Source organism: Oxobacter pfennigii (genome assembly GCF_001317355.1).
Classification (GTDB): domain Bacteria; phylum Bacillota; class Clostridia; order Clostridiales; family Oxobacteraceae; genus Oxobacter; species Oxobacter pfennigii.
This window is the reverse complement of the sequence record NZ_LKET01000028.1, coordinates 41,535-62,081: the sequence shown is the minus strand read 5'-3', so window position 1 is coordinate 62,081 and position 20,547 is coordinate 41,535. Positions and strand designations below refer to the sequence as shown.

The 20,547-nt window shown below is 36.8% G+C and carries 22 protein-coding genes; 20 read left to right on the top strand and 2 right to left on the bottom strand.

All coding sequences use genetic code 11. The features are described from left to right. Nucleotides 1-87 precede the first annotated feature (87 nt). The 16 genes from spoIVB to OXPF_RS22395 all read left to right on the top strand — a co-directional run bounded on the left by spoIVB (nt 88) and on the right by OXPF_RS22395 (nt 15,811). Nucleotides 88-1,383 carry a SpoIVB peptidase gene (spoIVB, locus tag OXPF_RS06820; RefSeq protein WP_423230561.1) on the top strand — a complete coding sequence of 432 codons (1,296 nt, stop codon included), beginning with the start codon at nt 88-90 and terminating at the stop codon, nt 1,381-1,383. Between the two features lie 253 nt (nt 1,384-1,636). Then, nucleotides 1,637-2,440 (top strand): sporulation transcription factor Spo0A, encoded by an 804-nt coding sequence (spo0A, locus tag OXPF_RS06815; protein WP_054874453.1) that lies wholly within the window; start codon nt 1,637-1,639, stop codon nt 2,438-2,440. Between the two features lie 415 nt (nt 2,441-2,855). Then, on the top strand, nt 2,856-3,050 hold the full coding sequence (locus OXPF_RS21675; protein ID WP_083479735.1) for a transposase: 195 nt from the start codon (nt 2,856-2,858) through the stop codon (nt 3,048-3,050). A gap of 211 nt (nt 3,051-3,261) precedes the next feature. Continuing rightward, the gene (locus OXPF_RS06810; protein ID WP_054874452.1) at nt 3,262-3,945 is read left to right on the top strand and encodes a TetR/AcrR family transcriptional regulator; all 684 of its coding nucleotides are present in this window, start codon (nt 3,262-3,264) and stop codon (nt 3,943-3,945) included. A gap of 935 nt (nt 3,946-4,880) precedes the next feature. Further along, complete coding sequence (locus OXPF_RS06805; protein ID WP_054874451.1) at nt 4,881-6,032, top strand: uroporphyrinogen decarboxylase/cobalamine-independent methonine synthase family protein; 1,152 nt, start codon at nt 4,881-4,883, stop codon at nt 6,030-6,032. An 18-nt stretch (nt 6,033-6,050) separates the two neighbouring features. Next, nucleotides 6,051-6,173 carry a hypothetical protein gene (locus OXPF_RS23345; protein ID WP_278308358.1) on the top strand — a complete coding sequence of 41 codons (123 nt, stop codon included), beginning with the start codon at nt 6,051-6,053 and terminating at the stop codon, nt 6,171-6,173. 79 nt (nt 6,174-6,252) lie between these two features. After that, nucleotides 6,253-7,770, top strand: a complete 1,518-nt coding sequence (locus tag OXPF_RS06800; protein WP_054874450.1) for an SLC13 family permease — start codon at nt 6,253-6,255, stop codon at nt 7,768-7,770. A gap of 123 nt (nt 7,771-7,893) precedes the next feature. Continuing rightward, nucleotides 7,894-8,811 carry a phosphate acyltransferase gene (locus tag OXPF_RS06795; RefSeq protein WP_054874449.1) on the top strand — a complete coding sequence of 306 codons (918 nt, stop codon included), beginning with the start codon at nt 7,894-7,896 and terminating at the stop codon, nt 8,809-8,811. Then, the gene (gene buk / locus OXPF_RS06790) at nt 8,808-9,860 is read left to right on the top strand and encodes a butyrate kinase (RefSeq protein WP_054874448.1); all 1,053 of its coding nucleotides are present in this window, start codon (nt 8,808-8,810) and stop codon (nt 9,858-9,860) included. The genes OXPF_RS06795 and buk overlap by 4 nt, the downstream gene beginning before the upstream one ends. A gap of 49 nt (nt 9,861-9,909) precedes the next feature. Beyond that, entirely contained in the window at nt 9,910-11,685 is a 1,776-nt protein-coding gene (locus tag OXPF_RS06785) for a thiamine pyrophosphate-dependent enzyme (RefSeq protein WP_054874447.1), read from the top strand. Between the two features lie 2 nt (nt 11,686-11,687). Continuing rightward, on the top strand, nt 11,688-12,260 hold the full coding sequence (locus OXPF_RS06780; protein ID WP_054874446.1) for an indolepyruvate oxidoreductase subunit beta: 573 nt from the start codon (nt 11,688-11,690) through the stop codon (nt 12,258-12,260). A gap of 29 nt (nt 12,261-12,289) precedes the next feature. Continuing rightward, nucleotides 12,290-12,856 carry a flavodoxin family protein gene (locus OXPF_RS06775; protein WP_054874445.1) on the top strand — a complete coding sequence of 189 codons (567 nt, stop codon included), beginning with the start codon at nt 12,290-12,292 and terminating at the stop codon, nt 12,854-12,856. Nucleotides 12,857-12,934: 78 nt separating this feature from the next. Beyond that, nucleotides 12,935-13,573, top strand: a complete 639-nt coding sequence (locus OXPF_RS06770; protein WP_054874444.1) for a cobalamin B12-binding domain-containing protein — start codon at nt 12,935-12,937, stop codon at nt 13,571-13,573. A 121-nt stretch (nt 13,574-13,694) separates the two neighbouring features. Then, nucleotides 13,695-14,657, top strand: coding sequence for a hydroxyacid dehydrogenase (locus tag OXPF_RS06765; RefSeq protein ID WP_054874443.1), 963 nt, complete (start codon nt 13,695-13,697; stop codon nt 14,655-14,657). Nucleotides 14,658-14,902: 245 nt separating this feature from the next. Next, complete coding sequence (locus OXPF_RS06760; protein ID WP_054874442.1) at nt 14,903-15,277, top strand: hypothetical protein; 375 nt, start codon at nt 14,903-14,905, stop codon at nt 15,275-15,277. Between the two features lie 366 nt (nt 15,278-15,643). Further along, nucleotides 15,644-15,811, top strand: a complete 168-nt coding sequence (locus OXPF_RS22395; protein WP_160317168.1) for a hypothetical protein — start codon at nt 15,644-15,646, stop codon at nt 15,809-15,811. Between the two features lie 100 nt (nt 15,812-15,911). Here the strand turns inward: OXPF_RS22395 and OXPF_RS06755 are convergent, their stop codons facing one another. After that, complete coding sequence (locus OXPF_RS06755; RefSeq protein ID WP_054874441.1) at nt 15,912-16,502, bottom strand: hypothetical protein; 591 nt, start codon at nt 16,500-16,502, stop codon at nt 15,912-15,914. A 166-nt stretch (nt 16,503-16,668) separates the two neighbouring features. Here OXPF_RS06755 and steA point away from each other — a divergent pair, with 166 nt between their 5' ends. From steA to OXPF_RS06735, 4 genes are all read left to right on the top strand, one after another. Then, nucleotides 16,669-17,784, top strand: a complete 1,116-nt coding sequence (gene steA, locus OXPF_RS06750) for a putative cytokinetic ring protein SteA (protein ID WP_054874440.1) — start codon at nt 16,669-16,671, stop codon at nt 17,782-17,784. Nucleotides 17,785-17,803: 19 nt separating this feature from the next. Beyond that, nucleotides 17,804-18,478 carry a glycosyltransferase family 2 protein gene (locus OXPF_RS06745; RefSeq protein WP_054874439.1) on the top strand — a complete coding sequence of 225 codons (675 nt, stop codon included), beginning with the start codon at nt 17,804-17,806 and terminating at the stop codon, nt 18,476-18,478. 166 nt (nt 18,479-18,644) lie between these two features. Continuing rightward, a complete protein-coding gene (locus OXPF_RS06740; protein WP_160317167.1) occupies nt 18,645-19,340 on the top strand; it encodes an MraY family glycosyltransferase in 696 nt (231 codons plus the stop codon). Next, entirely contained in the window at nt 19,306-20,388 is a 1,083-nt protein-coding gene (locus tag OXPF_RS06735; protein ID WP_242854340.1) for a DUF3866 family protein, read from the top strand. Before OXPF_RS06740 ends, OXPF_RS06735 begins: the two co-directional genes overlap by 35 nt. Here the strand turns inward: OXPF_RS06735 and OXPF_RS06730 are convergent. Then, nucleotides 20,336-20,515 (bottom strand): hypothetical protein, encoded by a 180-nt coding sequence (locus tag OXPF_RS06730; RefSeq protein WP_054874437.1) that lies wholly within the window; start codon nt 20,513-20,515, stop codon nt 20,336-20,338. The genes OXPF_RS06735 and OXPF_RS06730 overlap by 53 nt on opposite strands. Nucleotides 20,516-20,547: the final 32 nt, after the last annotated feature.

The following is a 20,547-nucleotide window of genomic DNA, read 5'->3' as shown; positions in this document are numbered from 1 at the left end:
ACAATTTTAAAAAGGTTAATTTAAACATATAAACGTGAGTTTATGAGGAGAGGATGACTTCTGTGGGATGACTGGAGAGTGATTGAATTGTACAGAGCACGGCTCAATAAAGTTGTACTATATACTTTTTGCTGTACAATTTTTATTTTTTTTATTATCTTACTCAAGATGTCTCAAATGCCCAACAATATATTCCTTCTTGAAGGAGAAAATCATTTATTTGATGTAAGGCTTCCCATCAATGTAAGTGTGGACTCCACTGGGAGCGATATAAAGCTCAACGGCAGCGAACTTAATGGAGATAAAGTCAATTTAAACTTATCGTCTCCATTTAAGATTCAATCAGAAAAAAACGGCAAAACAGATTTAAGCATACGTTTTTTAGGTATTATTCCCCTTAAGCATGTAACTATTAATGTAATCCCTCAGGTAAGCGTAATTCCCGGCGGTCAGTCCGTTGGAGTAAAGCTCAATACCAAAGGTGTAATGGTAGTAGGTACGTCAAAAGTTGAATCAGCAGAAGGGATAGAATTAAGCCCCTGCACTGATTCAGGTATAAGGATAGGAGACACAATTTTAAAGATAAACAATCACTTAGTAAAAGACGGGGACCATGTTTCTAAACTTATAAACTCCTGCGAAGGCAAGATTTTAAAGTTTACGATTATACGGAAAGAAAAAGAACTAGAAATCAATGTAAAGCCTGTTAAATCCAAGGAGGATAACCGTTATAAAATCGGTGCCTGGATAAGGGATTCAACGGCAGGTGTAGGCACATTGACCTTTTACTGCCCTCATAATGATACATTTGGTGCCTTAGGCCATCCAATAACAGATGTGGATACTGGGGTAATAATGACTGTTGACTCAGGAAAAATAGTACCGTCAAAAATTATATCAATTCAGCCGGGCATGAGGGGAAGGCCGGGCGAATTACGGGGTCTTTTTTTGGATGATGAAGAAGATTTAGGAACAATAGAGAAGAATACTTCGTCAGGTATATACGGCAAGACCTTTAAAAATCCTGTCAATAATATTTACAGTCAGCCAATTCCCGTAGGTCTGCAAAATCAGATAAAGGAAGGTCCGGCAAAAATATTGACAACAATTAACGGCACAAGCATAGAAGAATATGATATTGTTATAGAAAAGCTGACACCACAGAGCAAACCCAATCCTAAAAGCATGATAATCAAAGTTGTTGACGAAGAGCTGCTGCAAAAAACAGGCGGTATCGTCCAGGGAATGAGCGGCAGTCCCATTATTCAGGATGGAAGGCTTGTAGGAGCTGTGACCCATGTTTTTATCAACAGGCCGGATATGGGTTACGGAATATATATAGAATGGATGTTAAAGGAAGCCGGTATAGAATTAAAAAAATAATTTGCCAATCTGCATTAAATGGCAGTTAAATGAAAACATTTAACTGCCATTTTAGCATTAATTGTACTATTTAGGAGTTTATATACATATATTATTTAATGAAAAAATACTAAAATTTAATTTTTATATAAAAAAATTGCATTTTACAAAAAAAAATTTTTAAAAATACAATTTTTGAGAAGGAAAATTTTATACTTTGTCGAATTAAATAATTGCTAACATTTGGAAATAAATTGAAAAGGAGGATAAGTAAATGGAAGAAAAAAAAATCAAAATAGTTATTGCAGATGACAATAAAGAATTTTGCAATATCTTAAGCGACTATTTAAAAAAACAGGAAGATTTCGAGGTAGTAGGGGTTGCAAAGGACGGTTTAGAAGCGTTAGCACTAATCTCCCAGGAAAATCCCGATATATTGGTTCTTGACATAATCATGCCGCATTTAGATGGTTTAGGTGTGTTAGAAAGATTAAACAGTTACGATCCTGCTTCTATTCCAAAAATAATTATTCTCTCAGCGGTAGGCCAGGATAAAATTACTCAAAGAGCTATAAACCTTGGGGCAGATTACTATGTTGTTAAACCTTTTGAATTAGAGGTGTTTGCCAACAGGATAAGGCAAATGTTCAGTGGCACCTACACCAGTCATGAAAGCAGAAGAACAATAGCTTATACTGAAGAACACAATTCAAATCTGCTGAATAATAATTTAGAATCAGAAATCACCAACATAATACACGAAATTGGTGTGCCCGCACACATTAAAGGTTACCTGTACTTAAGAGAAGCCATATTTATGGTTGTAAATGATGTTGAGCTTTTAAGTGCCGTTACTAAAGAACTGTATCCTTCCATAGCAAAGAAATTCAATACTACCGCCAGCCGCGTAGAGAGGGCAATCCGTCATGCCATCGAAGTTGCTTGGTCAAGAGGTCAGGTAGAAACAATTAATAAAATATTTGGATATACCATACATAACAGCAAAGGCAAGCCCACGAATTCCGAATTCATCGCCATGGTAGCCGATAAATTAAGGTTAAAACAAAAGGTGGGCTAAAGATAATACCCTACGAATTTTCGAAATCAATATTGTTTATACCGTAAAATCACATGATATATTCTAAACATTCTACATTGGTATAAATGTTAAGCAATAAATAATAAACTTCCTTGATCAAGGAAGTTTATTTTATTGTGTAACGGATACCACAGGCTGCGCCTAATGTCATTTAGTTAAGACAATTAATACAGTTCAATATCATAAACAGGAGTATATCAAAATATGCCCCTGTTTTTTCTTGAAAATAAATAAAAAACACTTGCCTTTTTTCTGCTAATATGTGGCAACGTTCCCTTAAATGAATCATATTTAAGGAGGCAATTATGTGTAAATGACTAGAAAATAGAATAAAAAAACAAAAGCAAATCCGCAGCTATATCACTATCTGCCATCAAAAGTAAGGTTTAATTTCATGGATAGTAAAAATGAACATTACCCTATAGGTTTCAGGCTGACAAGATTCAAAATCAAGGAAAACGAATATGAAACTATCATCAGTAATCTTAGCTTTGATGAGTTTGAATCAGAAGACATAAAGAGGATTTATCATATGAGATGGGTAATAGAGACATCCTTTCGTGATTTGAAGTATACTTTGAAATTTTGAAGGTTTGCCAAAAGTAATAAAGCTGAGTGAGTCATGTGAGAGACCGTAAACTGATTTATAAGATTGACTATTTTTGGGTGTTAGTTTATAATTATATCCATTAGTAAAATATAATAATATACTAGTGGATTAAGATATCTACTCTTGATATTAAAACTTATCTGCCATTTGGCGGTTGTTGAAAAAATTTTAATAATTATAGGAGTATATAATGGAACCAAAAAACGTACAAATATCAATAAAAGAGAAGATAATCAGCAAAGCCTCCGAACTTTTTAGGCGTGATGGCTACACAAATATGAGAATTACAAAAGTTGCCGCTTCACTGGGTATATCACCGGGGAATATGACTTATTACTTTCCCACAAAAGACAGCCTGGTAGAATATTTCTATCTAACTTATATTAAAAATATTCAAGCATGGGTGGAATTGTCTAATTTATCAATTGAGCATTTTTTTTCTAGGAGACTCTATAACCTTTGCATACAGGATATCAATATTATGAATGATGACGCTGCCCGAAGATTCTATTATGAGCTTCTGGGACAGCCTGTTTTATGGAACATGATGAGGCAGTTTTCTCATGAGTCGTTTCGGTTGCTGTACGATTACGAAAGTATACGTATAAATCCTGAGCAGCATAAGTATTACACGGAAAGTAATGTGGGAATGTTTCAGGCTCTGGATAAAATGTTTATTGAAGAAGGGGATTTCAGTATGGCATCCATATATAGTCATGTTACTCTAAAACAACATATGCGTACAAGACTTTGGGATGTCTACCGGGTAATGCCCGAAACTCCGGCAACGCGGGAAGGGGTCGTTGAATCAATTATATTCCATGTTGATGAACTAAAAAAATATGATTTTTCTAACATAAAATTATTACCTTAGAATTTTACACAAGCCATCACCTTTAGGTGGTGGCTTGAACTTTTGGCGTGTCCATTATAGGTGACAGCTCGTTTATGCATATTATGCTCTATATGATATTTTCTTAGATTATCCTGCTAAACGAAAGAATTCTCCAACAACTTTTCTATGGTACATATCATCTACACCTGCTATATAAAACCAATCCTTATCATTTCTATGTAGATTAATTTATTAAATGTCCTGAATTCTCTTTTTTTTTCTCTCCAATATTAGTTTTAATATTTTCTTTCTATATTCTGAGTGAATCATTTTTATCTGTCATTACAGAGCATTTCATCCAAAAGTTTAATAGAATCATTAAAGCCTGTCGCAATTAATACTAGATATATAAATAAATGAATCAAATAAATATTTGACATACATAAGCAATATAGTATAATAAAGATAATATTAGTATTATATAAAAATTTACTAGAATTTATTACGGTAATAAACTTTCAAAAGGGGGGATATAATGGCAATTTTAATCATAAGAGAGGTGGGAACATGAGCTATAAAAGAGAATATGGACGAAATTTAAGAAGGGTATTTTGGGACATAACAAATACCACAGAACTTGAAATATCATTGACGATTTAAACTTTTTAACCTTTTAGATAGGCAGCATTTTGCAATCTCTTTGAAGACTGGGTAGAGATACATATATTATAATTATTGGGCAATAAATGTACTAAAGATTGTTAAAAATTCTTTTAACTTCATTTCAAAAAATACCTATGCACATACATGAGAAAGGTTCGAAGGATGCAATGAGCTACCAGGATAAATAGGACAGGCTTTTGATTGCGTTTTCAAACTTCCAAAAGAAATTAAGAAGCAATGTCAAAGATCTGCTCTGCCCCAATAGGGAAATTTGTATATATAAGGATATTATTACAATAATGGAGGTAAATATGTTTACAAATAAAGAAGTTCAGCAGAAATATGAAGAGCGCCTGAAGAATTATACCGATGCGGTTTGCATGAGAGAACCTAAACGTCTTCCAGTTGGTGTCAATTTTCATACAGCCCAGATAGCATGGGCAGGCACCAATGTAAAAAGGTGCGTTTATAACGGTGATTTTTACGCTGAAGCATGTTCGGAATTTTACAAAGATTATGATGTAGACCTACTTACAATTCCTCTTCTAAATGCACTTGAAGCCATCTGGATTTTAGGAAGAGATACTTTCTTTGTAAGTAAAGATGGTATCACTGTGCAGTATAAGGAAAATGTTCCTATGGAGGGTTATGAATATGACAAACTTATTGCTGATCCAATGGAATTTATCACAGGAACTTTATTCCCCAGAAAATTTCCCCATCTAGTCGAAGGACACGATTCCAGTTATGAACTATTGCGCGCCGTAAGTGAAGCTTTCATACGGTTCAAAAGTTCCATGGCAAAATACAGCGCTTTGGCAAAAGACAAATACGGAATAATCGGTTATAACGGCGGTAAAGTGTATGTTCCATTTGATGTACTTTTAGATAGAATCAGAGGTGTTGCCAATACTTTGGTTGATATTAGGCGTCAGCCAGAAAAAGTTATTCAGGCATGTGAAGCCTTAATGCCTATTTATTTGAAACCCATGACAAACTTAAGCCAACCTGTCCCGCATGGCTTTTGCACAATACATGCGCCTATGTTTTTAAACCGTAAGCAGTTCGAAAAATTTTACTGGCCTGGATTTAAGCAAATGCTTATGCATGCTTATGAGAAAGGCTCTTTAACCTGGGTTCAGCTTCAGGGCAACTGCGAACATATTTACGACTATTTCCTAGAGCTTCCGAAGGGCGCTGTTATTCTTAATATAGAAAAAGAAGATCCTATTAAAATTAAGAAAAAGTATGGTCATCACATTGTAATTGAAGCAGGAATACCTTTTACGGCGTACAGATATAAATCAAATCAAGAGTGTCTTGATATGGCTAAAAGAATTATTGATGAGTGTGCACCCGGTGGGGGATTCATTTTTGGTGCAGAATTCGGAGGGCTGTCAGCTGCAGATTTATGCAAGGAAAACATGTCCGCAGTGTTCCAATTAGTGCATGATTACAGATAGGAGGAAAGGAGAATTTTTATGGAAGAAAATAAAATTGCCAATTTGCTTGAAGAGCTTGAGATTGATGAGACATTTTTAGATTCACTTGAATCAAGAAAGAAATTTGTTTTTGACTTAACATTGATGCTTATTGAGATTTAATTAGTGAAAATAATTACATAATTAACCTTTAACAACCATCAAATGATCTGTCAGATAAAATTATTTTAGGAGGAAAAAAATGTCGGAAATTATTAAAAAAAGCAATCTTAATACTTCTCTCTCTCTGGAAGTTATTAAAAAAAATTATCTTCATATTTTTATTTCTTTGGCAATCTTCCTGGTAATAAGAATCTTTCTTCCAGCCGGAAATGGCCTTACTGATAAGGGTGTGACAGTTCTTGCATTGTTTATGGGGACAATTTGGCTGTGGATATTCGTAGGGGTCGACTGGTCATCACTGTTGGCGCCGGCAGTAATGATTATGGCGGGCGTTTTATCACAGGCAGATATGCTTGCAGTATCTTTTGGAAACTTTTGTTTTGCCTATGTTTTGGCCGGAATGCTTCTCAATGCTGCCTTAGTGGATGCAGGGGTTATCCAGCATATAGCAAGCTGGTTTATTTCAAGGAAGATATGCAAAGGCAGACCCTGGGTATTTATAACCCTTTTCCTGTTATCCTGCCTTTTGATAGCAATGTTCCTTGACTGCGTACCGGTAACACTAATTTATTTAACTATGGTAGACGGCCTATGTCAGGAACTCGGATACGAAAAAGGCTCCAAGTTCGGCCAGGCGCTGGTTGCTGCCGTATTGTGGCTGGTTGTTATAGGATACGGTGCAACACCAATTTCTCACCCTATCGCCGTTCTCATGCTTGGTTTTCTTAATGATGCTCATAGTACCGTTTCCTTCGTCCAATTCATGGCAATAGGCATTCCATTCGCTATATTCTTCTTCGCACTTACTATCCTGGCACTGAAGATATTCGTTAAACCTGACTTTTCAAAATTTGCTGCTTATGATCCCGAAGAACGTATAAAAGGAATGAAACCCCTTTCAATTCAAGCGAAGATCAGCCTTGCCGTATTCATTGCAGTTGTGATTATGTGGCTGATGCCGGACGCCATGGCTCCCATATTACCGGGCATCAGTGCATACTTCAAGACTGTAGGAATGGTTGCACCACCTTTGCTGGGTATTGCAGTTCTGTCAATAGTCCGTGTTAAACGCGAAGATAATGCTGCAGTAGTTGAACCGGTTCTCGATCTTAAGAAAAAGATATATCAAATATCTCTTCCTACGCTTATCTTTATCGTAGGTATCCAGTCGTTTGCAAATACCCTAAACAGCCCTGTTACAGGTATAAGCAAATTCCTGGGCAACCTCTTTCAACCGGTTGCACAAAATGTTTCTCCAGGAACGCTGGTGTTCATTGCCATGCTTCTGGCAATCGCAATAACACAATTCATGTCAAATCTTGTTGTTCAGGCGTTAATGTGGTCTGCATTTCTTCCGGTTATACAAGCAGTCAACGCTGCAGGCGGAAAGTTAAATATGGCTGCATTCGGGATTATACTGTCAATCGTTGTTAATGTTGCATTTATATTCCCGTCAGCATATGTATGTGCACCTTTGTGCTATACCTCCGGATATCTTGAGGTAAAAGATGGTGTTAAACTTGGTCTGCCCATGGTAATTGTAGCATATTTGGTGCTCTTAATAGTATTTTTCCCTATTGCCAGCGCTATTCTGTGAAAAGTACCGTTTTAACTGAAACCATATTCAGAGATAGCAGATAAAAATTGCTATCCCTGAATAAATAAGTTTAACAAGAATAAGAAGTATTAATAATTCAGCAAGAAGGATGGGGAAAGGACAATGGAATATAAAGACTTTGATGGAATCATCAAGGCTGCGGAAAGATTAAATCAAACTTCACGTGTTGCTGTTGCGAATGCCGCAGATGCCCATGTGCTGGGTTTCCTCTTTGCAGCAAAAGAGAAAGGAATAACACTGCCTATTCTCGTGGGAAATGAAAAGAAAATTAAGAACACATTGATGGATTCGCGGCAAAATCCCAACGATTATGAAATATATGACTCTCCGGATGGTGAAGAGGCGCAAATGGCGGTTGATCTGGTGCGAGATGGGAAAGCTGATTTTTTAATGAAAGGTATGATGGAAACATCTGATTTTTTGAGGCCTATTGTAAAAAAAGAAAATGGATTAAGAATAGGCAGGATCATGTCTTATGTAGCGCTCATGTCTTTTGCAGGTTATCACAAGTTGATTATTTGTACCGATGGAGGCATGGTGACTTATCCTGATTATGAAAAGAAAAAACAGATTGTAATAAATGCCGTTGATGTTCTTCATGCAATAGGATATGAGAAACCTAAGGTTGCCGTTTTGTGCTGCAAGGAAACGGTGGATGAAGAAATGCCTGAAACGGTGGATGCGGCAATGCTTAAACAAGCTTCATTGGCAGGAGGGCTGGGTGATTGTGCCGTCGAAGGGCCTCTTTCATACGATATTTGTATGAGTCCGGAGATTGCAGCCATTAAAAAGTTTAAATGTGAGCACTCAGGAAATTTTGATGTACTTCTGTTTCCTAATATTCACTGCTGCAATATTTTTGTCAAGTCACTTGTTATTCATCAAAAAGCCAGAGCAGCGACTATTATCACAGGCTGCAGGGTACCGGTAATCGCACCTTCCAGAGGCAGCACAACAGAAGAGCAGATTTTATCCCTGGCACTGGCAAGTCTGGCGGCAGGCAAAGGAGGCTGTGTATGAAAATTTTAGCCATCAATCCTGGCGGTACAAGCATGCGTGTCACCATGTATGACGATTTAAAGGAAGTATGGAATGAGCATATAGTACTTGATGAAGATTTTATTAAATCATATCCGGTGATAAAGGACCAGTTTGAAGGACGCTTAAATGCCATCATAAATCTACTCAAGGAAAAAGGCGAGGATTTAAACGATGTAGCTGCAATTGCTGCCAGAGGCGGAAATCTTTTGGGAATTGAAGCCGGTGCATATGAAGTAACAGAGGAGATGCTGCAAAGGCTTAAGGAAGCGGATATAGACCACGCATCCAATCTGGGGGCACCGCTTGCATATAGTATCGGGAATCTGCTTGGAATAAAGTCATATATATATGATGCTGTTACTGCAGATGAGCTTAATGATGTGTCACGTATTACCGGAATCAATGAAATACGCCGCCGCGGCAGGGCTCATAATTTGAATATGCGCGCAATGGCAATTGAAACAGCAAAAATTATAGGAAAAGACTATAACAAAGCCAATATTCTTATTGCCCACTTGGGCAGCGGTTTCAGTTTTGCCATACATAGCAACGGGCGTATCATCGATGTTATCTCGGATGATGAAGGTGCATTCAGCCCGGAAAGGGCAGGCTTTATACCCCCCTATAGGCTCATTGATCTTATTTTCGAACATAAATACACAAAAAATGAAATTATGACTGTCTTAACACGCTCCGGAGGACTGATGTCTCTTATGGGAAGCACAGATTTTTTAAAGCTGGAAAAAGCCTTCGATAGTGGAGATGAATGGTCAAATATTGTTTATGAAGCAATGGCTCTTAATGTAGCAAAATCGATTGGAAAATTGTCAGTAGTGGTGTCGGGGAAAGTTGATGCTATTACACTAACAGGAACAATTGCATATTCACAAAAATTTACCGGTAAAATCAAAGATAGGGTGGAGTTTATAGCTCCCGTCCATGTACTGGCAGGTGAACATGAAATGGTGTCGTTGGCCGGAGGTATTTATCGGGTTATAAACGGTGAAGAAAATGCAAGAAAGATATAAGTTGATAATTGAATAAAAAAATAAAATTGACAAAAGGAAGGAAGTTACTATGAAGAAAACTATTCTTAGTGGTAATGAAGCTGTTGCCAGAGGTGCATATGAAGCAGGCTGTACGTATGCCGTAGGTTACCCTGGAACGCCGAGTACCGAAATTATTGAAGCAATATCAACAGAATATTTAAATGATATATATTGTCATTGGGCAACGAATGAAAAGGTTGCAACAGAAATGGCATTTGGGGCAAGCATTGGAGGCGCAAGAGCCATTACAACAATGAAAGCCCAGGGTATGAATGTAGCTACAGATCCAATTTTTGTTATGGCTTATCAGGGAGTTACGGGGGGAGTAGTTATTCTTTGTGCTGACGACCCGGGTTGTCACAGTTCACAAAATGAACAGGATGACAGATATTATGCTAAGCATGCAAAAATTCTTATGCTGGAACCTTCTGACTCCCAGGAGTGCAAGGATTTCACAAAAGAGGCCTTTGAGATCAGTGAAAGATTCGATATTCCTATATTGGTAAGAACGACAACGAGAGTCTCACACTCAAAGAGTATAGTAGAATTATATGATAGGGATAGTTTCAAACTAGAGAAATATGAACGTATTTTTGGCAAATTCTCCAATATGCCAAATCACGTAAATGCCAACCATCGTAAGCTTGAAGAAAATTTAAGCCTGGCTAAAAAGTTCTCAAATAATTGCAAATATAACATAGTTGAAAATAATGCCGGATCCCGGATTGGCATTATAGCGAACGGAATTTCTTATCAGTATTCCAGAGAGGTGTTTGGTGATACTGCTTCCTATCTTAAAATAGGTCTGTCGTATCCGTTACCCGATAAATTGATAGTTGACTTTGCAAAGGATTATGAAACCATTTATGTTGTGGAAGAAAATGATCCGTATTTGGAAGAGTATGTGAAATCGCTGGGGGTAAACTGCATAGGCAAAGATAGAATACCTACATGTGGAGAATTAAACCCGTCAATTATCAGAGAAGCCCTCACCGGCGAGCTGCATGAAAGTTATACAGCATCGTTTGATGCTCCCAACCGTCCCCCTGTATTCTGTGCAGGATGTCCTCACAAGGGATTTTATTTTGCACTTGGTAAACACCGAGATCAATATGTTTGCTATGCTGATGTTGGGTGTTATGCAATGGGATACAACCCACCGCTCAACGGTTATGATGCTATTTCTGTAATGGGCGCTTCTTTTTCGGCAGGAAACGGCCTCAGCCGGGCATTACAACAGCAGGGCGATAAACGTAAGGTTATTGCTGCCATTGGAGACTCAACATTTTTCCATTCGGGAATTACGGGCTTAGTGGATATTGTTAAAACCAATGCCAATGTAGTAGTTGCCGTACTCGATAATAGAACAACCGCTATGACGGGTCATCAGCTGCATCCCGGAAATGATTCCAACTTAATGGGAGATGATATTAAGGCGGTTGACATTGTTAGAGTAGCTATTGGCGTGGGTATTAAGGAAGAGAACATAAGAGTTATTGATCCTATTAATCAGGAAGATATGCATAAAACATTGGACGAAGCCTATGAAGTTGATGATGCTTTCCTTATAGTTGCAAAGCATCCGTGTGCATTAATTAAATCAGTTGTAAAAGAAAACGCCAATAAGTATTGCGAAGTGGACCCCGATAAGTGCGTAGGATGCAAAAGCTGCATAAAACTTGTTTGCCCCTCTATTTCATTTATCAATAATAAAGCAGTTATTACAGATAAGAATGCTTGTACGGCGTGCGGCCTCTGTGTACAGCAATGTAAATTTAATGCGATTTCGAAAGTTGGTGAATAATTATGACGATAACTAGCATTCTTTTAATAGGCGTGGGCGGACAAGGTACGGTTCTTGCAACAAAAATACTGACACAAGGCCTTCTTAAAAAGAATTATGATGTGAAAATGAGCGAAATTCATGGTGCCGCTCAGCGAGGCGGTTCGGTTACTACACAGCTTAGGTTCGGACCAAAAGTTTATTCTCCCATCGTTGGTAAAGGCGATGCCGATATTATTGTGGCATTTGAGGAGTCAGAAGCTTTAAGAGCACTTCCATTCCTGAGAAAGGGTGGAAAAATTATTATGGATGCAAAAGAAATTTATCCTGCTCAGGTACAGATTGGCGAAGCTGAATATCCAAAGGGAATCGTCGCGGAACTGACAAAAGTAGTTGGTAATGTTCAGGTAGTCAAAGCTTCTGAAATAGCTGAAAAACTTGGCAATGTCCGTTCTCAAAATATAGTTCTTCTAGGTACTCTCGCCAAAGCGCTCAATATTACAGGAGTAGACTGGGAAGGGCTTGTAGAGGCATCGGTTCCTTCTCACACAAAGGAAATGAACAAGGCTGCTTTTAAGGCAGGTTATGAAGCCTGATAAAAAAACAAATATTTGGAGGCATAGGTATGAGTGTAAAAAAGATTGTTGCCCTAAATGGAAGCCCTCATAAACAAGGGAAAACTGCTTCCCTGATCGATGAAGTCATTAAGGTGGCACGTGAGCAGGGAGCCGAAGTTAAGTCATACCATTTAAACGGTATGAAGATAAAAGGCTGTCAGGGCTGTTACAGTTGCAGGGTAAAGGGACGATGTGTTTTACAAGATGATATGCAGGTGTTATATGACGAGATTGAGAGTGCCGACAGTATCATACTTGGTACACCCGTATATATGTGGCAGATGTCTGCACAATTGAAACTGGCGGTTGACCGTTTTATGCCATTTCTAGGTGCGGGTTACCGCACTAATCTGGCTCCGGGTAAAAAAGTCCTGATTGCGGTAACTCAGAATAGGCCGGACACTTCTATGTTTTATCACTATTTTGAACATATGGGTAAAAATCTTGTATTCCTTGGATTTAGTGAATATAAAATACTTATCTTTGCAGGGGCAGATAAGCTGGAGAACTTGCAAAAGCAAACCGAAGTAATGGCAGAGGCCAGGCAGATAGGCGGCTGGCTTTCCGGTATATGATTAAGACAGATGCAGGTATGAAACCTTTTTAAAGATAATGTAAAAGTTAAGAAATTCTATATCAATGGAGGTATAAAAATGATTGATCTTACTAAATTAACCGAGGCTGTAGGCGAATTGGATGAAGAGCAGGTATTGGCATTTATCGAAGAGTCCATCGCCACAAACCCTTCCGAAGAGGAAGCTCAAAAAGTCGTCGCCGCATGCCAGGCAGGAATGACTGCAGTAGGTGACATGTTTGATAAAGGCGAATATTTTGTAGGTGATCTAATTTTTGCAGGGGAATTACTCACAAATGCGATTAGCAAGTTAAAGGCGATTTTAGGCTCGGGTGATGCTGCAAAAGTTGGTGTCATTTTACTGGGCACCGTCTCCGGTGACTTGCATGACATTGGCAAGAACATATTTAAGAGTATGGCTGAGGCTGCAGGTTTTGAAGTAGTTGATATAGGAATTGACCAACCTGCAGATGCATTTGTTGAAAAAGTCAAAGAGATAAAGCCTTTTGTAGTTGGAATGAGCGGAGTATTAACACTGGCACTAGAATCTATGAAGGAAACAGTAGATGCCTTGAAAGAGGCAGGACTTAGAGACAGTGTAAAGATAATTATCGGTGGTAATCCTGTTACCGCAGATGCCTGCAGACAGATAGGTGCAGATGCTTTCACCACTAATGCTGCAGAAGGCGTAAAGATATGCCAGGATTGGGTTAAGTAAAATCTTATATTTATATATTGGTGAAAAATTGACAAATATAATAAACATTACCATAATTAAATATAAATATAAGAAGAATTATATTAATAATGGGAGCAGGTAAGGCAAAGGAGGTCAAAATATGAGCTTCACTGTTTTAATACCTCAGAATATCTCAAAAAACGGTATAAATTACTTGATGGAATGTGGATATAAAATTAAGATGGGAAACGGCTGTGACGAGAAGGCTATAACAGAAGATGTAGTGGACTGTGATGCTATATTGGTACGGAATGTAAGAATTACACCTAAAATAATTGACGCAGGTAACAAGCTTAAAGTTATTGCAAGGCATGGCGTAGGGCTGGATACTATTGACGTTGATTATGCCGAAAAAAAGGGAGTTTGGGTGACAAATGCTCCATTATCCAATACTAATGCTGTAGCAGAGCATACCATGTTTTTATTGTTATCCTGTTCTAAAAATGCAAAAGTGATAGATGAGGAATTTAGAAATGGAAACTTTGATATCAGAAATACTGTAACAAATATTGAACTGAAAGGTAAAACACTTGGCATTATAGGTTTGGGGAGAATTGGGCAAAGCGTTGCAAAAAAAGCCTTTTACGGCTTTTCCATGAATGTTATAGGGTACAAGCCTCGTGCTAAAAGAGAAGACATATTCCATGAAATAGTCTTAAAAGATAATATACAAGAGGTACTTGAATGCTCAGATTTTGTCACTCTGCATTTACCTTTGCTGCCTGCAACTAAAAAGAGCATTGGAATGGAGCAATTTGTGGCTATGAAAAAGGAAAGCTACTTTATTAATACTTCAAGAGGGGCAATTATAAAAGAAGGGGAACTGATAGAAGCATTGGAGAAAAAGGTAATCGCCGGAGCCGCTATTGACGTTTTTGAAGAGGAACCTCCAAATGCAAACGATAAATTGCTTCATATGAATAACGTTATTGTAACCCCTCATAATGCGGCTTTCACATATGAATCATATGAAAATATGGCAATGGACGCAGCCTTGGGAGTTCATGAAGTGTTAAGCGGGAAGATACCAACATGGGCAGGAAACAGGCCGCAAAACACCTAATACATAATGTAAGAAGTTAAGTTGCTGTTATTAGGTAATATGATGGAAGGAACGTTGCGGAAGACTCAAGAGGCTGTTAACGAAGCAGTGGAGAAGCTGCCCCATTATGAGCGGCAGCGAGTTGTGGGGCAGACCGGAGTTGAGTTTACAGCTTCATGAGTCTGGAGCTGTGGATGAAATCATATTAACCTGGTGCAATGGATTAATTTAACAAAGCATAATAAATACTGGGAAGGAGAATAAAAATGCCAACTCTCGATATTAGAACTTATCCACTTACAAAAGAAGAGCGACATAGAGTTTCAACTAGCTTATATGAAGTCATGAAGGAAGTTGTGGGTGACAGGGTAATAGATATTTACATAAGTGCTTATGAATCATTTTACAGAAAAGCTGTAGATATTGAGGAACCTTCTGCCCTTATAAGCGTTTTGGGTGCAATAACCATTAACAGACACGATTTTGAGATACTCACAAAGAAGGTATACCAGGAATTTATTAAAGCAGTAAACAAGCCTGATATGAATGTTACTTTTTCATACTCCCTTACAGATCAGGATCACCTGGCTGGGAATGGAGTATTACTGTCCGACTTTCCAATAAACCGGCTTGTAAAATGACGTTTGTTCAATATAATAGGTTTTACACTTCAATATCCAAAGAAGTAAGGTCGTAAAGCTAATCCTCAATTGTAAGGCCAGTTTAAAGTGTAAAGATAACCAATTGGCTTCGCCCGGCACCGGATTTTCGGTTACATCATATAAAAATCTGGGATGAAGTAAAGTCTAGAACAGTACTGTATAGAGAAACAAACAGCATAATTACTGATATTGCAGGGGCGTTCATTTCTATATGTTATTTAAAGTCATATAGAAATGAACGCCCCTTTTTTTTATACTAGTGGGTTGTAAAACTTAAAACTGTATCAAAATATTAAAATTATTATTGGTAAAATAATACACTTACAAAAGACAAGGAGTATTATTATGCCAAAGAAAGTTTATGAAGTGAATTTATCAACAGAAGAAATTGAGCAACTTCAATCAATTACCCATAAAAGTGGAAAACATTCTGCAAAAACAATAATGCATGCAAATATTCTACTCCATACAATGATAGACTTATTGAGCGAAAAAAAGATAACCGGGAGTTAGCAGAACTATTTGGTGTTTCACCTACAACCATAAATCAAGTACGTAAGATATATGCAACCGAAGGCTTGCAAGCTGCATTAAACAGTATGATTTGGAATATTTATGAATCCCTCCAAAGATGTATTTTCCATGGGTCTGTCTCAGCTTCTTTAAGGAGTATAAAATCCCATTCATTGTTTTTGCCCCCATAAGCAAAATAAACATGCAAGCTCATGGTCTTATAAGGCTCTCTGCCGCTGTCATTTTTATATTGCTTTATTATATTAACCGGATCAAAATTATATTTTGGTGTATCCTCTATATTGATAAGATCCGGTTTGAAGTTATCATCATAGAGCATCCACAAGCTTCCGTTGCTGCCGCTTATATTGCATGCACCGATTTCTCTGTATTTTAGCATATTATAATTCAAATATTCACTTAGAATAACTGTATCACTTGTTTTTAAGGCCTGGAAATAATCGCTTATGGTTTTTTTCCCTGCCTCAATATCTAAGGATGTAATAGGCAATACCGCTACCATCGATTCATCTTCACTGTTTTGAACAGGCAGGTTAACTGTATTTAAAGCCGCTTCTTTTTTATTTACCCCGGCTTTGATTTCTTCATCACTTTTTATATTATCTGAACAGGATGTAATTCCTAACATCATAGTAAATATTAAAAATACACCTATTAGTGATTTTTTCAATTTCATTCCTCCTATTTTGTTAAATTATAAATTATTATATAATATGCAAGCAGAAAAGTAAATTGCCGGTATTCTTATTATTTTATAAAGCAATATAATATAAATAATTTTTATAGGTTAAATAAATAATACATATATAGATTTCTATCAAAGGTAGATGATATATATGACGAGGATAACAGGAAAAGCCAGCAAAAGTAAATTGACAAAACATTTAATACATACATTAAAAAAAGACTGCATTCCCATTATAAGCCATAAGGGCATAGATCTTGTGGCTGCACAGGATTTAGCAAATAAAAAAATAAAAGCTATATTAAATTGCGCACCTTCTCTTGAACCCAGCAGCTCAAATGAGGGGGTAAAATACCTTTTAGAAGAGGGAATATATATCTTTGATGTTAAGGATGGAGAAATTTTCAATATAATTCATGATGGGGATGCCATATGTATTATAGATTCCGAACTTCATATAAATAATCAGTTCTGGTGCTACTTAAAACCCATCACAAGTGATGATATTAAAGAGCTGAATCAATATTCGCTCATATTACATGAAACTAAGGAAAATTTCATTAAAAATACCATCAATCATATGCAGGAGGAGTTTCAGTATTTTTTAAGTAATGTATGTTTACCTGAAATCAGCACAGAAATCGAAGGCAGGGAGGTTATAATTGTCTCCAGAGGCCGAGGTTATAGGCAGGACTTAATGCTTGTTAAAAATTATATCGCAAATAAAAATCCGGTTATTATAAGTGTAGACGGCGGTGCTGACGCCCTATATGACTTAAGGGTAAAAAGCCATATAATTATAGGTGATATGGACAGCGTAAGCGATAAATCCTTAAAAGGTGCTCAAGAGATATTGGTTCACAGCTATCTGGACGGATATGCTCCCGGAGAGGATAGAACAAGATCTTTGAATTTAAATTACAAGCTTATTTCTGTGAAAGGTACATCTGAGGACGCTGCCGTTATTTTGGCTGCATCATATGGAGCATTGCGTATTTTCACCATAGGCAGTCATACGGGAATAGATGAATTCTTAGAAAAAAAGAGGCAGGGAATGTCCAGTACATTGCTCCTTAGAATGCTCTATGGTTCTAAATTAACTGAGTTAAAGGGAATGGAGAGCATATTAAAATACAATAAGCAAAATTACATGAAAGCATCGTTCTTGCTTTTATGCCTTGTAATTTTACTGCCCATCCTTTTTTATAACAGCTTATTATTTGATAGCATTATTTCGAGCATAAAAACCTTTTTAAGCATCAAATAAACAAATAGGGAGCTTACTTATGCCAAAGATATGTGCAATAATTCCCTTATATAATGAGGAGAAATATCTTTATGCCACAATAACCGCTCTTGGGAAAATTGATTTAATAGATAAGATTGTGGTAATTGATGATGGCTCCACTGATAACACCTGGGATATAATATCCTCCATGGAAGGTATTATAAAACTAAAAAACGGAAGAAACATGGGTAAGTCGGCATCTCTTTATAATGGAGTTAAAAGTATTGATGCCGATATATATGCCTTTTTAGATGGGGATTTAGGAGAATCAGCATCTAAAGTTGAAGAAATGATACAGCAAGTAATAAAGGAAAATTTAGATATGAGCATTGCAAATATACCTGAAACTGCAGGCAGCGGTGGAATGGGATTGCTGCGTAAATTTTCCAGATTCTCTGTAAAGTTTTTTACAGGAATTGATTTTCCATGCCCTTTATCCGGCCAGAGAGTTATAAGAAAAAGTGTGCTTACGAATGAAAGAGTAAAATTTCACAGCGGTTTTGGTATAGAGACAGGTATGCTGATCGATGCCATTAGGTGCGGCTACAAGATAGGGTATATACACATAAATTTCAGACACAGAATTACAAAGGGTGATATCAAAGGCTACATTCATAGATCCATACAGTTTAAAGACGTGCTTCTCGTATTTTTAAGAGAGCTTATGAGGTGATATGTTGATATCAGGCTTAATTATTATATCTATTCTGTCTTCTTTATTTTTTCTTCCTTTGATTTTAACTTTTTTGGAATCAAACAGTCCTGCGATAAACTATAATAATAAAAAAGTTCTAAACTGTGCAGGAGTATATTTTACCATAGAGATACTCTTATTTTGTATGTATTTAATGCTTGTGAAAAATACAATGAATTTAAATGATGATATTAAGCTGCTATATGTGATTATAGGTGTATTATCCGCATCCTTCACAGGGTATATGGATGACCGCTCCAAAGATACACCAAAGGGCTTTACGGGTCATATAAAGTCATTATTCCAGGGCAGGATAACCGCAGGCATGATAAAGGCAATTGTAAGCTTTTTTATTTCTTTGATTATTTGCATAATATCAGACTATAAAAATATTGATTTTTTAATTAATGTGGCTATTATTTCACTGACTCAGAATTTCTTCAACCTTTTAGATTTACGGCCGGGAAGAGCTTTGAAGGTATATCTGTTTTTTTCAATGCTTTTATTCTTAATTTTTGACTTCAGTAATTTATATATACTTTTAAATACAGCAATAATCATATCCATATTAATATATATGCCCTATGAGCTTAAAGAAATTTGTATGCTAGGGGATACAGGCTCAAATGCTTTAGGCATCTTCTTAGGCATATTTATTTCATCAATTTCCCATACAGGTATCAGATTTTTGTTTCTGCTTTTTTTATTCTATGTTCACATATATTCAGAAAGAAAATCCATCAGTGAATTTATCAGCAGCAATCAACTGTTGAACTTCATAGACTCACTTGGAAGGGTGAAAAATTATGATGATGCGCATACGAAAAGGGGAAGTACATGATATTTTTTTTAAGGATGAGAGGATTGCCGTTGTAAATATTATTATAAAAGGCATTTTGGTCAAAACCATAAATTATAATATGCTGACAGGAGATATAAAGGCGGGGGATATAGTCTATGTAAACAATACCTCAAACTATCTTAAATTAGGAAGCGGAGGCTATGACTTTGTAATCATAAATGAATCTACAGGCACCACATCGGACATTGATGATGAAGGTCATATTATGAAATTAAATTATACTCCTTATCAGATAAAATGCCATTGTATTTCCGAGAGGGAAGGAATATACAGGGAAAAAATCGATGGTTTTAAAAGTCTTAATAATATGGCGGTTATAGTAGGAGAGCTTCACAGCATGCTGTCACCTATAGCTTGCTGTTTAAAATACCTGAAAAATAACATTAAAATCGCATACATTATGACCGACAGAGGCTGTCTTCCCATCGACTTTTCCGACAGTGTCAGAGAATTAAAACAAAAAGGGATATTGGCCTGTACAATAACCTGCGGCAATGCCTTCGGAGGGGATATTGAAGCAGTTAATATCTATGATGCCCTTGTTGCCGCAAAGGGAGTTTTAAGCTGCGATATAGCCATAGTGACCATGGGGCCCGGAATAATAGGCACAGGTACAAAATACGGTTTTTCCGGAGTTGAACAAGGCCATATTATTGATTGCATAAACACCTTAAAGGGCACTCCGGTATTCACACCCAGAATAAGCTTTGCCGATAAAAGGGAGAGACATTACGGCATAAGCCACCATACTCTTACAATTTTATCTGAGATTTCAAATACATCGGCAAATGTGGTTTTCCCAATACTTGAAGCTGAAAAAATGGATTTTTTATTTTCACAAATACATTCGGCAGATATAATGAAAAAACATATTTTGAAATTTGTAAGTTCGGATATATTGCATAAAGCCTTAAGTCATTATAAAACAAAAGCAAACACCATGGGAAGAGGGATAGAGGAAGACAAAGAATTTTTCATGACCTGCCAAGCAGCTGCCTTTTATTCCTATTTTCATTTGAAAGAATAATCCTGTTTTTGATTTTTAAAAATTCTTTCAGGGTCATATCCGGCCACATAGTATTTCTTAAAAAGGCGGCAAATTCTTTAACTGTACCCCTGTAATACAGACAATTGTTATCTTTTATAATTAACATAGATTATCCTCCCTTATTTTGATATAGTTATT